A 13,417-nucleotide genomic window follows, 5' to 3' on the forward strand; every position below is an offset into this window, starting at 1 on the left:
TCAGTGCGTCTGCCCTGCCGGTTCTACGTCGATAATTTCTACGTCAAAAGTCAGTGTACGCCCGGACAACGGATGATTGAAATCCACTTCCACCTGGTCCCCTTCCACGCGGCTCACTACGCCAGGCAGCTCTTGCTGGCGTGCGTCCGCAAAGGAGATCATCACGCCCGGGTCCAGCACCATATCGGCACTGAATTCGTGCCGTTTAAACGTCTGCATATTGTTGGGATTACGCTGACCGAAGGCCTTTTCCGGTGGTACCTGATAGCTGGCTTTGTCGCCGGCCTTCATCCCCATCAGGTAGGCCTCAAAGTTCTCCGGCAGGCTTTCATCACCGATTTCCAGAGTCGCCGCATCTTTATCAAAGGTGGAATCAATCACTTCGCCGCTCTCGAATTTCAGCGCAAAGTGCAGGGTGACGCGCGTCCCTTTGTCTATTGGCAGTTCTTTCATGGACTTTATTCGCTCCCGTTCGCAGGCGGGCCGGAATCAGCAGGCTTGCGGAACATATCAAGAATCATCATGGCTGCACCTATGGTAATGGCTGTATCGGCCAGATTAAATGCGGGAAAATGCCAGTCCTGCCAGTAAAAATGCAGGAAGTCGACAACGTAACCGTGCACAACCCGATCGTATACATTACCCAGCGCACCACCAAGGATCAGTACGATAGCAATGGCCGACCAGGTTTCATGGCGCTGCAGATTTCTCAGCCAGCCGACGAGTACGACACTGACCACCAACGCCAGTGTCACGAAGAACCAGCGCTGCCAGCCGGCGGCGCCCGCAAGGAAACTGAACGCCGCCCCGGTATTGTGCAGCAGCGTCAGATTAAACATGGGAATAACCGAGACCGGGTCACCATAGGTCAGCATGGCCGTAGCCATGGCCTTGGTGCCCAGATCAAGCACAATAACCAGCAGGGCCAGCCAGAGCCACTTCAGTTTGGTTCCGGTTTTCTGTTCAGTCATTGCCAGATCCATCAGGCAAACGAGCGGGTTTCACCCGGCCCTTCCACATTGGTGATACAGCGGCCACACAAATCTTCGTGTTCGGCGCTAGCACCCACATCTTCCCGGTGGTGCCAGCAACGCTCGCATTTCGCATACGTCGCCGGCGTCACTTTTACCCGCAGGCCTTCGTAGCTGGTCATCTCGGCGCTACCGGCTTCCGATACTGGTCGCACGGTTGCTTCGGAAGTGATCAGCACAAAGCGGAGCTCTTCTCCAAGGAACTCCAGGTCAGCTGCCAGATCGCCCTCGCAATAAAGCGTGACTTCGGCGCTCAGTGATCCCTTGATTTCGCCGCGGGCTCGGGCTTCTTCCAGGCGCTTGTTTACGGCTTCTTTCACACCGTATATCCGGCGCCAGTAATCGCGGCCCAGTTCGGCATTTTCTGGAAGTTCTGTAAGGCCTTCGTACCAGGTTTCATAGAACACAGTGTCACCGCGCTCTCCCGGCAAGTGCTGCCAGATTTCATCCGCTGTGAAGCTCAGGATGGGCGCAATCCAGCGCACCAGGGCCTCGGCCACATGGTAAAGCGCGGTCTGGCAAGAGCGCCGTGCCAGGCTATCCGCCTGGGTGGTGTACTGGCGATCCTTGATAATATCGAGATAAAAGCCGCCCAGGGTGGCTTCACAGAAGCTGTACACTTTCTGGTAAATCCGCAGGAAGTCGTAATTCTGGTAGTCCTCATGCAGCTCGTTCTGCAGCTGCTGAGCGCGATCCACCATCCACCGATCCAGCGCAATCATCTCATCCGGAGCGACCATATGCTGCTTCGGATCAAAGCCTGTGAGGTTGCTCATCAGGAAGCGCGAGGTGTTGCGGATACGGCGGTATCCGTCTGCGGTCTGCCGCAGGATGTCCTTGGAAACCGTCATTTCGCCGCTGTAATCGGTCGCTGAAACCCACAAGCGGAGAATGTCGGCACCCAGCTCGTTCATGACTTCCTGAGGCGCAATCACGTTACCCAGCGACTTGGACATTTTGAGGCCCTTGCCATCCACGGTAAAGCCGTGGGTGAGCACCTGCCGGTATGGCGCCACACCGTTCATTGCGATGGACGTTTTCAGCGAAGACTGGAACCAGCCACGATGCTGGTCAGAGCCCTCCAGATACAAATCAGCGGGGAACTGGCCCAGCTCCGGGCGTACGCGCAACACAGACTCGTGGGTAACGCCGGAATCGAACCACACATCCAGTGTATCCAGAACTTTTTCGTAGTGGTCTGCATCATCACCCAGCAATTCGCGGGTATCGATCTCGTACCAGGCATCGATGCCCCCGGTTTCGATAGCCTGGGCCACTTTCTCAATCAGGTTCTGGGTGTCCGGATGCAGTTCCTGGGTTTCTTTATGAATAAACAGGGTAATCGGCACGCCCCAGGTACGCTGGCGTGAGACACACCAGTCCGGAGACTGCCGGATCATGGCCTCAATACGGCTCTGGCCCCAGGCAGGAATCCAGCGCACACCCTTGATGGCTTCCAGTGCGTCTGCACGGAGGTTTTCTTTCTCCATGCTGATAAACCATTGCGGCGTCGCGCGGTAGATCAGCGGCGTTTTGGTGCGCCAGCAATGGGGAAAGCTGTGGCGGAATTTTTCCTTGCGAACCAATTTGCCTTCGCGCGCAAGAGCGTCGCAAACCGGATCATCCGCCTTATAGACATGAATACCTGCAAACTCACCGGTAGCGCTGGTGTAAGTGCCATCGGCCTGAACCAGGTTCAACGTGCCGATGCCGTAGATTTTGCCGACGACAAAATCTTCCATACCGTGATCGGGGGCTGTGTGCACGGCGCCGGTGCCCGCATCAATAGAGACGTGGTCACCGAGAATCACCGGAACCTGCTTGTCGTAGATCGGGTGATGCAAGGACAGGTGCTCAAGATCGGCACCCAGACAGGTGCCCAGCACTTCAAAATCCGCAACATCCCAGCGCGCCATAACGCCTTCAACCATGGCCGCCGCCAGAATCATGCGCTCGGGACCGTTGCCGGCATCAACCTGAACCAGCGCGTAGTCAAGATCGGCATTGAGCGACACAGCCTGGTTCGCAGGGATGGTCCAGGGCGTGGTGGTCCAGATAACCACGGAAACGTCGCCTTCGCCTTTGTCGGTGCCAAACAGCGCCAGGGCTTTGCCCTGATCGACCGCCGTAAAACGCACATCAATCTGCGTTGACGTTTTGTCCTGGTATTCTACTTCGGCTTCTGCCAGTGCGGACTGACCCACCACACTCCAGTAAACCGGCCTGTAACCACGCACCAGATGGCCCTTGGCGACAATCTTGCCTAGCGCCCGAACAATGCCGGCTTCGACTTTCGGATCCATGGTGAGGTAGGGCTTGTCCCACTCACCCATCACACCGAGGCGGATAAAGTCGGCTTTCTGGCCGGCAATCTGTTTAGTGGCGTAGTCGCGGCATGCCTGGCGGAAGGTTTTGTAGTCGACCTTCACACCGGCCTTGCCAATCTCCTGCTCAACTTTGTGTTCAATCGGCAGTCCATGGCAATCCCAGCCCGGCACATAGGGCGCATCAAAGCCCATGAAGCCGCGGGATTTCACGATCATATCCTTCAGAATCTTGTTGACCGCATGACCAATGTGAATGCTGCCGTTGGCATAGGGAGGGCCATCGTGAAGGATGAACTTTTCACGCCCTTCGCGCTGCTGGCGCAGGTTGGCGTAAACGTTCAGATCCTGCCACCGCTTGAGCATCTCGGGCTCGCGCTTGGCCAGGTTGCCGCGCATGGGAAACGCGGTTTCCGGCAGATTCAGAGTGTGCTTATAGTCGCTCATGGTTCGTGTGCGTGCTCTTTAGGTCAGTTTGTTTGGCCAGTTTGGGTCAGTGATGTTCTGCCAGCCACGCTCGTGCGGCGTCGAAATCTCTGGCAATCTGCGCTTTCAGCGCGTCGATAGAGTCAAACTTTTCTTCATCCCGCAGTCCGTGGCGGAAAACAACGTCAATATGCTGGCCGTAAAGTGTGCCAGTAAAGTCAAACAGGTGCACTTCCAGTGCTGGCTGTTTGCCATCAACCGTCGGGCGCAGGCCGATGTTGGCAATGCCGTCCTGAGTCGTTCCGTTTTCAAGCGTAACGCTAACCACATAAACGCCCCGTAAGGCAGGCATCTGCCGAAGCAGGACATTCGCGGTGGGCGATCCGATACGGCGCCCCAGCTGCCGACCATAAACTACCCGGCCCCGAATGCGATACGGGCGCCCCAACAGAGACTCTGCTTTTTCCAGCCGGTCTTCCAACATAAGGTTGCGGATTCGCGTGCTGCTTATACGCTCGCCCGCAACGGTTACGGTGCGGGTATTTTCCACTGAAAAACCGGCGGTTCTGCCCACCTTCTCCAGTAGCGCAAAGTCCCCGGCCCGGTCACAACCGAAGCGGAAATCATCACCTACGACGAGGTGACGCACCGCCAGCCCGTCAATGAGAACATCGTCGATAAAGCCCATGGCGGAATAACTGCGAAAGGTTTCATCGAATTTGAGGCACAGCACGATATCAATGTCCGCCGCGAGCAAAGCCTCCAGTTTTTGCCGGAACCCCATCAGCCGGGGCGGCGCCTCCATGCCCTGGAAGAACTCCCTTGGTTGAGGCTCAAAAACCATGACAACCGAGGGCAAGTTCAAAGCGCGGGCTTTGCTTTTCACCTGATCGATAATGGTTTGATGGCCCAGATGAACGCCGTCAAAGTTGCCGATGGTGGCAACACAGCCCTCCGCCAGCGGAGAATCCACCTGCCTGGAAAGCATTTTCAGGTTGGTCAGGCTCCGGATCAGACGCATGCAATGCGAACCTTCATTTGCCAGTTGGCTTTCAGCGCTTTGATGGTGTGCAAAGCGCTGGCGAGAAAACGCGCGATTATACCTTACCTCTGGCGAAAATGTCTTACCCGCACCCCAGCCAGCGCCAGAACAACAAAGTAGGCACCACCGCCAGCCACAACCAGCATACCCATATGCTGAGAACGCTCGATGCCGTCCGCCGACAGCCAGCGCATAACCGGCATATTCAGCCAGAGGATAATGCCAACCATAACCGAGTTCGCCAGACCGATCTGGGCGAGAAATTTTGGCCAGCCGGGCTGGCTTTGCCAGGCACCCTGGCGCTTAAGCCCACGCCAGAGCAAAACTGCGTTAAGCCACGCGGACATCGAGGTGGCCAGCGCCAGACCCGCATGGGCCAGCGGCACGATGAGGGCCAGATTGAAAACCATGTTGGCCATCATCGCAATGATCCCGATTTTCACCGGCGTACGGGTATCCTGGCGCGCAAAAAAACCCGGCGCCAGCACCTTGATAACCATAAAGGCGAGCAGCCCGGCGGAGTACGCCCGCAAGCTCTGGGCCGACATGGCCACATCCCTGTCGGTGACCTCACCATAATGAAACAAGGTCGCGATTAACGGTTCAGCCAACAGCCCTAACGCCAGAGCAGAGGGAACCCCGATAATCAGCACAGCACGGACAGCCCAGTCCAGCGTAGCCGCAAACTGGTCAGTGGAGGCTGCGGCGTGTTTGCGGGACAGGCTCGGCAAAATCACCGTCGCGATGGCAATTCCGAATACACCCAGGGGCAACTCGGAAAGCCGGTCCGAATAATATAGCCAGGATACACTTCCGGTTTGCAGGAACGACGCCAGAACCGTATCCAGCAGAAGGTTGATCTGACTGACAGACACACCGAATAGCGCCGGCACCATCAGTTTGAGGATGCGGCTGACACCTTCATGCTGATAATCAACCCGCGGCCGGGGCATAAGCCCCAATCGCATCAGGAACGGCAACTGAAAAAACAACTGAAGCGCGCCGGCAATGAACACACCCCACGCCAGAGCCATAACCGGCTCGCTCATTAACGGCGAGAGATAGACGGCAGCACCGATCATCGCCAGATTCAGCAAAACCGGCGTAAAAGCAGGCACAGCAAAACGATCGTAACTGTTGAGAATACCGCCGGCAAACGCCGTCAGGGAAATCATCAGTAAATATGGGAAAGTGATGCGCAGCATGTCGCTGGTCAGCGCGAATTTGACATCATCGCCCAGAAAGCCAGGGGCAAAGACGGCCGTCAGAAGCGGCGCGCCGAGCATAGCAACCAGAGTGATACCTAGCAGAACAAGCCCGAGAGAACCGGCAACCGCATCTACCAACCGCTTTACATCGGAGACCGGGTGGTTCTCGCGGTAGGACGAAAGTACGGGTACAAACGCCTGAGAGAATGCTCCTTCGGCGAAAAGCCGGCGTAAAAAATTGGGTATTTTGAAAGCTACGAAAAAAGCATCGGCCCCGGCACCAGCGCCAAAATAGCGCGCAATCACCATATCCCGCACCAGGCCCAGAACCCGCGAAAGCATGGTCATCACGCCTACCAGGCCGGAAGACCGAAGCAGGCCGGGCGCTCTGGCAGGTGGCTGTTTTTCCGGTGATGTTTCGGGTTGCGATGACATTCGGGCTTTTATCCGGGTTGCGCACTCTTTCGGCCGGGTATTTCGGGAATTACCTGCTTCCCTACCAAACCCGTATCCAGCGAGCCGGGAGTTTACCACAGCCCTTTTGAGTCATGGGATCAAATGGGACTTAGTATTGACATTTACGGGTTTTAGCGGCATAGTTTCGCGTCATTTATTTCGACGCGCTTGTTATGGGCGCGCCCGCGATTTCAGGGGGCCTCTGGAAAGCATTTTACCCAGGGTTTTCCGTATAAATCATTCAGTAACGAACTTTCAGTACTTTCCAGGAGTTTTACGGTGGCAAATACCCCGCAAGCCAAAAAGCGCGCACGTCAGAACGAGAACAGCCGCAAGCACAACGCAAGCCTTCGCTCTATGACCCGCACTTACATGAAAAAAGTGCAGACCCAGATTGAGTCCGGCAACTACGAGGAAGCTCAGGCCGCCTTCAAAACTGCCCAGCCTATTATGGACGGCATGGTCAACAAGGGCATTTTTACCAAGAACAAAGTTGCCCGCCAGAAGAGCCGCATGAGCGCCAAAATCAAAGCGCTGAAGAGTGCCTGATAGCGCCTCGCGCTAACCAAAAGCTCTTGATGCGATTAAAAAAACCGGCTCTCAAGCCGGTTTTTTTTGCTTCAGACAATCACCATATTATCCCGGTGAATCATCTCTTCGTCGGAAATATAACCCAGAATGTCTGCGATGCTGTTGCTTGAGCGACCCGCTATCGCCCCAGCCTCGCCTGCACTGTAGTTCACCAGCCCGCGCGCTATCTCGTTACCCTTCTGATCGACACAAGACACCATCTCGCCACGACGGAACTGCCCTGTCACAGCTTTAACACCGACCGGGAGAAGACTGCGTCCACCCAGGCGAAGCACCTTCACCGCACCGTCATCGAGGGTCAGCCTGCCCCGGGTTTGCAGGTGGCTGGCCAGCCACTGCTTTCGCGCCGCGATGCGACCCTGCTCAGGAAGCAGCAGCGTGCCAAGAACCTCACCCTGACGCAGCCGGGTAAGAACACCTTCAATGCGCCCGCCCACAACCACCGTGAATGCCCCGGATCGCGCAGCCAGGCGCGCAGCGCGAAGCTTGGTTTGCATCCCACCGCGACCAAGAACTCCGGCGCTGCCGCCGGCCATGGCATCCAGCTCCCGATCACCGGCGAATCGCTCTGTCACCAGGCTCGCATCCGGATTTTTACGCGGATCTTTATCAAACAAACCAAGCTGATCGGTCAGGATAATCAAACCGTCAGCCTCGACCACATTGGCAACCAGAGCCCCCAGGGTGTCGTTATCACCGAAGCGAATCTCGTCGGTAACCACCGTATCGTTTTCATTCACGATCGGTACAACACCAAAATCCAGCAGCGCCCTGAGCGTACTACGCCCATTCAGGTAACGCTTGCGGTCGGAAAGATCATCGTGGGTCAGCAGAATCTGGGCGGTATGGATGCCGTGGCGCTTGAACTCCGCCTCCCAGGTCTGCACCAGCCCCATCTGACCTACAGCGGCCGCAGCCTGCAATTCATGCAATTGCTCCGGGCGCTTCTTCCAACCCAGGCGGCTCATACCCTCCGCCACCGAACCTGAAGACACCACAACCAACTCAACGCCCTGCTCAACCAACGCCGCCATCTGATCCACCCAGAGCCCTAACGCTGGCACATCCAGGCCACGGCCATCATTAGTCAGAAGGGCACTTCCTATTTTCACCACCAGGCGGCGCGCCTGAGACAGCTGGGCGCGTTCAGTCATGGTAAAAGCCAAAATTTACTCTGGCGCATAAACCACTTCAACATCGTGATCATCATCGTCGTCGACGTCATCATCAACTTCCTCACGGGCCGCGCGGCGAGCTTGCTTTTCTTCCTCGATACCGACTCGAGCCTCTTCGTCCATCCTCTGACGCCTCGCGGCCTCCTGTTCGGCAACCTCAGGGTTCTCCGCCTCTTCCTCGGCACGCTCTTCAATCCAGCGCATAACTGCCTGAGTCAGCGGCTTGGTGCCCTCGCCGCTTAACGCTGAAATACTAAATACCGGCCCCTGCCAACCAAGCTCCTCAACGATCGCCTGGCAATGGGCCTCACGATCCTCTTCCGGCACCATATCGACCTTGTTCAGCACCAGCCAACGCTCCCGACTGGCCAGAGTTTCACTGAACTTTTCGAGTTCGTGAGCAATCACATTTACCGCATGGGTGGGGGATGAACCGTCATAAGGGGCTACGTCCACCAGGTGCAATAGTAGGCGAGTGCGCACCAGATGCTTCAGAAATCGAATGCCGAGGCCCGCACCCTCTGCTGCGCCCTCAATCAAACCGGGAATATCCGCAATAACAAAGCTCTGATGCATCTGCACGCTCACCACACCCAGGTTCGGCACCAGCGTAGTAAACGGATAATCTGCAACCTTGGGCGTAGCGGCTGACACAGAGCGTATAAAGGTAGACTTACCTGCGTTGGGCATCCCCAGAAGGCCAACGTCTGCCAGAACCTTCAGCTCCAGACGCAGGTTCCGGAGCTCACCTTCAGAGCCTTTAGACGTTTGGCGGGGCGCACGGTTTATCGATGATTTGAACCGAGTATTACCGAGTCCATGGAACCCACCCTGAGCCACCTTCAAGCGCTGACCAATACGGGTCAGATCGCCAAGCACCTCATGGGTATCCACATCAACCACCGTGGTGCCAACCGGCACTGGCAACACCAGATCCTCGCCTTTGGTGCCGGTGCAGTTCCGCCCGGAACCCTGCTCCCCGCCCGGCGCTTTGTGCTTACGCTGAAACTGGTAATCTACCAGCGTGTTAAGCGAATCCTCTGCTTCGAGATATACGGAGCCACCGTCGCCGCCATCGCCACCATCGGGACCACCTCTGGGAACGTATTTTTCACGCCGGAAACTAAGGCAGCCGTTTCCGCCATTGCCGGCTTCAACGATGATTGTGGCTTCGTCTACGAATTTCATGAATCAACCCTTTGCGCGTGGCGCATAAACTAAAAAGCCCCGCAGCCTCAAGGAAGCTTTGCGGGGCTCCAGACAGCTCCGAATCCTATCTATGCCGACAGGATATCAGGGCTGCCCAAGGTTCGACAGAACCGGATTGCCGCTGCTTACGCAGCAGCTGGAACGATGCTTACGAACTTACGGTTTTGCGGACCTTTTACTTCGAACTTGACCTGGCCGCCTGCTTTCGCGAACAACGTATGGTCTTTGCCCAGGCCAACATTTGTTCCAGCGTGGAAACGGGTTCCGCGCTGACGAACAATAATGCTGCCTGCAGATACTGATTCGCCGCCGTAGCGCTTCACACCAAGTCGTTTCGACTCGGAATCGCGACCGTTACGGGTACTACCTGCTGCTTTTTTGTGAGCCATGACAAGCCTCCTGATTAAGGGGTTTTTTCGGGGAGCTTAGCCCTGAATACCCGTGATCTTGACTTCAGTAAACCACTGACGGTGGCCCTGACGCTTCATTGAGTGCTTACGACGACGGAACTTGATGATCTGGATCTTGTCGTGACGGCCGTGGCTAACCACTTCCGCAGTGACTTTGGCACCATCAACAACCGGCGCGCCAACTTTGAAATTGTCGCCATCAGCGATCAGCAGAACGCGGTCAAACTCGACGTTGCCGCCGGTTTCCACTTCCAGCTTTTCCAGCTTCAGAGTTTCGCCTTCTTTAACACGGTGTTGTTTACCACCGCTAACAATAACTGCGTACATTAACATTCTCCGCGATTGACCCATCCCTGCTCTTATCCACCTGGTTCTAAGGGAAGCGCTCTGGCGACCCTATAGCAGGGAGCGCAGGTTGGGATGAGTTGGGCGCGTGATTGTACGAAAAGGCGCTTCGTATTACAAGTCAAGTTGACACTAACCGCGGCAATACCTAGCATTGCCGCGTCCTACCTGTATTATCAGCACACTAGGCATCTACATAACTACGACACCAGCAAGGGACCCGCAAGCCGCATGACAGCCCAGCGCATTTACGACACCGTGGCAGACGATTTCAGCCGCGTTAATGACCTGATCATCCAGCGACTTTCTTCGGACGTCCCTCTGGTAGAGAAAATAGCCCAGTACATCATTGAAAGCGGCGGTAAGCGCTTGCGGCCCTTGCTGGTTTTGCTTTCCAGTCGGGCCGCAGGCTATAACAAAGACGAGCATCTCAAACTGGCAGCGGTCATTGAGTTCCTGCATACCGCAACCCTTCTCCACGACGATGTGGTAGATACTTCCGACATGCGCCGGGGTCGAAGCACGGCCAACGCCAAGTGGGGGAATGCCCCCAGCGTGCTGGTAGGTGATTTCCTCTACGCCCGTGCGTTTGAGATGATGGTAGAGCTACAAAGCCTTCCTATTATGAACGTGCTGTCCCACGCCACTGCGGTGATCGCCCAAGGCGAGGTCATGCAACTGATGAATATCAAAAACCCGGATCTTTCCGAAGATCAGTACATGGCCGTCATCCACAATAAAACCGCCATGCTTTTCGAAGCAGCAGCCCATTCCGGCGCCTTACTCGCCAGCGCAGACGATGCGCAGGAGCAGGCATTGAAAAACTACGGCAAACATCTGGGCCTGGCCTTCCAGTTGGTGGACGACGTTCTGGATTATCGCGGTGATGCCGAAGCCATGGGCAAAAACGTCGGCGACGACCTGGCAGAAGGTAAAACCACCCTGCCGCTGATCCACGCCATGGAAAACAGCAACGAAGAAGACCGCCAGCTCATCCGCCAGGCTATCCGCAAAGGCGGGCTGGATGACTTGTCACGGATTCTCAAACTTGTTGAGGCATCCGGCGCACTGGAATACACCATGGAGCGGGCCAGGGCCGAGGCGGCCAAGGCCTCAGACACCCTGAACGCTCTTGCCGCCTCGCCCCATAAAGAAGCCCTGGAACTGCTCACCCAAGTCGCCGTGGCCCGAGTCAGCTAAGATCTCCCCGCCCGTGGGGCGCCGTGAAATCAAGCAACGGCCCCACCGGAACAATCTGCGTAGGGTTAACGGTACGCTGACTCACGTAATAGTGCCGCTTGATCTGATCAATATCCACCGTCCCCGCCACACCGGGCACCTGATACAGCTCCCTCAGATAACCTGAAAGCGCCGGAAAATCACTGATACGCTGGCGATTACATTTGAAGTGCCCGTAGTACACGGCGTCAAAACGAATCAGCGTTGTAAACAACCGCCAATCGGCTTCTGTTAAATGGCTCCCCGCCAGATAACGCTGCGCTGACAATCGCGCCTCCAGCCAGCCCAGTGAATCGAACAGCTCGGAATACGCCTTTTCATACTGCACCTGAGCCGTCGCAAAGCCTGCTTTATAAACACCATTATTAACCGTGTGGTAAACCCGCTCATTCACGGCATCAACCTCCGCACGAAGCGCGTTGGGATAGAAGTCCACATCGCTGAGCACATCGTCCAGGCCATCAAACGCGGAATTAAACATCCGTATAATATCCGCCGACTCATTACTGGCAATGGTCTGTTTGTGCTTATCCCACAACACCGGAACCGTCACCCGCCCCGAATACTCCGGCGCTGCTTTTGTGTACACCTGGTGCATAAACCGGAAGTCATACAGATCATCTCTGTGCGCCTGCTCACCGGAGCGAAATTCCCAGCCGTTCTCAAGCATGTCCGGATGCACAACTGACACGGAAATATGGGCCTCAAGCCCCTTCAACTTCCGGAAAATCAACGTCCGATGAGCCCATGGGCAGGCCAGGGACACGTATAAATGATAACGCCCCGACTCAGCCTTAAAACCACCCTCACCCGCCAGCCCCGGCGAGCCATCAGCCGTTACCCAGTTCCGGAACCGCGCCGCCTCTCGCTCAAACTTACCGCCGGTCTTGCCGGTGTCATACCACTGATCATGCCATTTTCCGTCGACGAGAAGACCCATACCTGACTCCAATGAATATACTGATAACTAGAGAAGAATAACGGTGACCCTGCTACCCTCTCAAACAAGCAATTCTGGCCAACAACCTCAGATAATTCGAACATGCACACAGCCATCACCATAGACGCCCTCAAAGTCCTCGACGCCATCGACCGCAAAGGCAGCTTCGCCGGTGCCGCCGCCGAACTCTTCCGGGTGCCATCGGCCATCAGCTACACCGTGCAAAAGCTCGAAGAAGACCTGAACGTAACCCTATTCGACAGAAGCGGACATCGGGCCGTGCTTACCCCTGCGGGCCGATACCTGCTCGAAGAAGGTCGAACCCTGCTTGATGCTGCCGAAAACCTTGCACACTCAACCCGGCAGGTCGCCCAGGGCTGGGAAACCAGACTGCGCATCGGATTCAACTCATTGTTGCCGGCGGAGTGCCTGTTTCCGGCCATAAAAGAGTTCTGCGCAATGGGTATTCCCGTTGACGTTCAGGTTACAGAAGAAGTTTTTGCCGGCACCTGGGATGCGCTCCAAAGTCGCAGGGTGGATCTTATTATTGGCGCCGACGACATCAGCAAACCCGCCGGAAACTTCACCTGCCATATCCTTGGCAAATTGGCCTTTGTTTTTGCGGTCTCTCCCGACCACCCGCTGGCAAATGCAGAAGAACCGCTGAGTGAAGATGATATCTGCCGCTTCCCGGCAGCGGTTGCCGCGGACACATCTCGCTCTCTACCCGCCGGCCATGCCGGCATCTTTCAAAGGCAGCGCACTCTGACGGGCACCAATATCGACCATAAAATTGCCATGCAAAAAGCAGGTCTCGGTGTGGGCTGGTTACCAAAACCTCGGGTGAAAGAACTTCTTGCTTCCGGCCAGCTCGTCGAAAAACAGGTATGTGAACCAAGACAGCCCGTCGCGCTCCAGGCCGCAAGACACGCAGACGATAAAGGTAAGGCCCTGATATGGTTCTGGCAAAAACTGATCGACGACCCGGCCGTAACAGACTGGCTGGATAAATAGTGCCTCG

Annotated in this window: 13 protein-coding genes; 3 read left to right on the plus strand and 10 right to left on the minus strand. The window is 56.1% G+C overall.

The features are described from left to right. The 5 genes from fkpB to murJ all read right to left on the minus strand — a co-directional run bounded on the left by fkpB (window position 1) and on the right by murJ (window position 6,466). Complete coding sequence (gene fkpB / locus BUA49_RS16495) at window positions 1-453, minus strand: FKBP-type peptidyl-prolyl cis-trans isomerase (protein ID WP_072799585.1); 453 nt, start codon at window positions 451-453, stop codon at window positions 1-3. A 5-nt stretch (window positions 454-458) separates the two neighbouring features. Next, window positions 459-983 (minus strand): signal peptidase II, encoded by a 525-nt coding sequence (gene lspA / locus BUA49_RS16500; protein WP_072799586.1) that lies wholly within the window; start codon window positions 981-983, stop codon window positions 459-461. Continuing rightward, window positions 983-3,802: an isoleucine--tRNA ligase gene (gene ileS, locus BUA49_RS16505; RefSeq protein ID WP_072799588.1), complete on the minus strand. Its 2,820-nt coding sequence runs from the start codon at window positions 3,800-3,802 to the stop codon at window positions 983-985. The genes lspA and ileS overlap by 1 nt, the downstream gene beginning before the upstream one ends. Before the next feature lie 46 nt (window positions 3,803-3,848). Further along, window positions 3,849-4,802, minus strand: a complete 954-nt coding sequence (ribF, locus tag BUA49_RS16510) for a bifunctional riboflavin kinase/FAD synthetase (RefSeq protein WP_072799589.1) — start codon at window positions 4,800-4,802, stop codon at window positions 3,849-3,851. A gap of 83 nt (window positions 4,803-4,885) precedes the next feature. Beyond that, window positions 4,886-6,466, minus strand: coding sequence for a murein biosynthesis integral membrane protein MurJ (gene murJ, locus BUA49_RS16515; RefSeq protein WP_072799591.1), 1,581 nt, complete (start codon window positions 6,464-6,466; stop codon window positions 4,886-4,888). Between the two features lie 300 nt (window positions 6,467-6,766). On the opposite strand from murJ, the gene rpsT reads away from it, so the two are divergent. Beyond that, window positions 6,767-7,036, plus strand: a complete 270-nt coding sequence (gene rpsT, locus BUA49_RS16520; protein ID WP_072799593.1) for a 30S ribosomal protein S20 — start codon at window positions 6,767-6,769, stop codon at window positions 7,034-7,036. Between the two features lie 71 nt (window positions 7,037-7,107). Here rpsT and proB read toward each other — a convergent pair whose 3' ends face one another. From proB to rplU, 4 genes are all read right to left on the minus strand, one after another. Next, on the minus strand, window positions 7,108-8,232 hold the full coding sequence (proB, locus tag BUA49_RS16525) for a glutamate 5-kinase (protein WP_072799781.1): 1,125 nt from the start codon (window positions 8,230-8,232) through the stop codon (window positions 7,108-7,110). A gap of 15 nt (window positions 8,233-8,247) precedes the next feature. After that, entirely contained in the window at window positions 8,248-9,441 is a 1,194-nt protein-coding gene (cgtA, locus tag BUA49_RS16530; RefSeq protein ID WP_072799594.1) for an Obg family GTPase CgtA, read from the minus strand. Between the two features lie 146 nt (window positions 9,442-9,587). Further along, window positions 9,588-9,851 carry a 50S ribosomal protein L27 gene (gene rpmA, locus BUA49_RS16535; protein ID WP_072799596.1) on the minus strand — a complete coding sequence of 88 codons (264 nt, stop codon included), beginning with the start codon at window positions 9,849-9,851 and terminating at the stop codon, window positions 9,588-9,590. 36 nt (window positions 9,852-9,887) lie between these two features. Continuing rightward, entirely contained in the window at window positions 9,888-10,199 is a 312-nt protein-coding gene (gene rplU / locus BUA49_RS16540; RefSeq protein WP_072799598.1) for a 50S ribosomal protein L21, read from the minus strand. Between the two features lie 249 nt (window positions 10,200-10,448). Between rplU and ispB the strand changes: the two genes are divergently transcribed. Beyond that, window positions 10,449-11,417, plus strand: coding sequence for an octaprenyl diphosphate synthase (gene ispB, locus BUA49_RS16545; RefSeq protein WP_072799600.1), 969 nt, complete (start codon window positions 10,449-10,451; stop codon window positions 11,415-11,417). Here ispB and BUA49_RS16550 read toward each other — a convergent pair. After that, window positions 11,410-12,396: a glutathione S-transferase family protein gene (locus tag BUA49_RS16550; RefSeq protein WP_072799602.1), complete on the minus strand. Its 987-nt coding sequence runs from the start codon at window positions 12,394-12,396 to the stop codon at window positions 11,410-11,412. The genes ispB and BUA49_RS16550 overlap by 8 nt on opposite strands. Window positions 12,397-12,498: 102 nt before the next feature. On the opposite strand from BUA49_RS16550, the gene BUA49_RS16555 reads away from it, so the two are divergent. Continuing rightward, window positions 12,499-13,410, plus strand: a complete 912-nt coding sequence (locus BUA49_RS16555; RefSeq protein ID WP_072799604.1) for a LysR substrate-binding domain-containing protein — start codon at window positions 12,499-12,501, stop codon at window positions 13,408-13,410. Window positions 13,411-13,417: the final 7 nt, after the last annotated feature.

This window comes from Marinobacter antarcticus (assembly GCF_900142385.1).
Classification (GTDB): domain Bacteria; phylum Pseudomonadota; class Gammaproteobacteria; order Pseudomonadales; family Oleiphilaceae; genus Marinobacter; species Marinobacter antarcticus.

Coding starts and splice junctions, on each gene's coding strand:
- fkpB (WP_072799585.1), bottom strand. CDS start 453: ATGAAAGAACTGCCAATAGACAAAGGGACGCGCGTCACCCTGCACTTT.
- lspA (WP_072799586.1), bottom strand. CDS start 983: ATGGATCTGGCAATGACTGAACAGAAAACCGGAACCAAACTGAAGTGG.
- ileS (WP_072799588.1), bottom strand. CDS start 3,802: ATGAGCGACTATAAGCACACTCTGAATCTGCCGGAAACCGCGTTTCCC.
- ribF (WP_072799589.1), bottom strand. CDS start 4,802: ATGCGTCTGATCCGGAGCCTGACCAACCTGAAAATGCTTTCCAGGCAG.
- murJ (WP_072799591.1), bottom strand. CDS start 6,466: ATGTCATCGCAACCCGAAACATCACCGGAAAAACAGCCACCTGCCAGA.
- proB (WP_072799781.1), bottom strand. CDS start 8,232: ATGACTGAACGCGCCCAGCTGTCTCAGGCGCGCCGCCTGGTGGTGAAA.
- cgtA (WP_072799594.1), bottom strand. CDS start 9,441: ATGAAATTCGTAGACGAAGCCACAATCATCGTTGAAGCCGGCAATGGC.
- rpmA (WP_072799596.1), bottom strand. CDS start 9,851: ATGGCTCACAAAAAAGCAGCAGGTAGTACCCGTAACGGTCGCGATTCC.
- rplU (WP_072799598.1), bottom strand. CDS start 10,199: ATGTACGCAGTTATTGTTAGCGGTGGTAAACAACACCGTGTTAAAGAA.
- ispB (WP_072799600.1), top strand. CDS start 10,449: ATGACAGCCCAGCGCATTTACGACACCGTGGCAGACGATTTCAGCCGC.
- BUA49_RS16550 (WP_072799602.1), bottom strand. CDS start 12,396: ATGGGTCTTCTCGTCGACGGAAAATGGCATGATCAGTGGTATGACACC.
- BUA49_RS16555 (WP_072799604.1), top strand. CDS start 12,499: ATGCACACAGCCATCACCATAGACGCCCTCAAAGTCCTCGACGCCATC.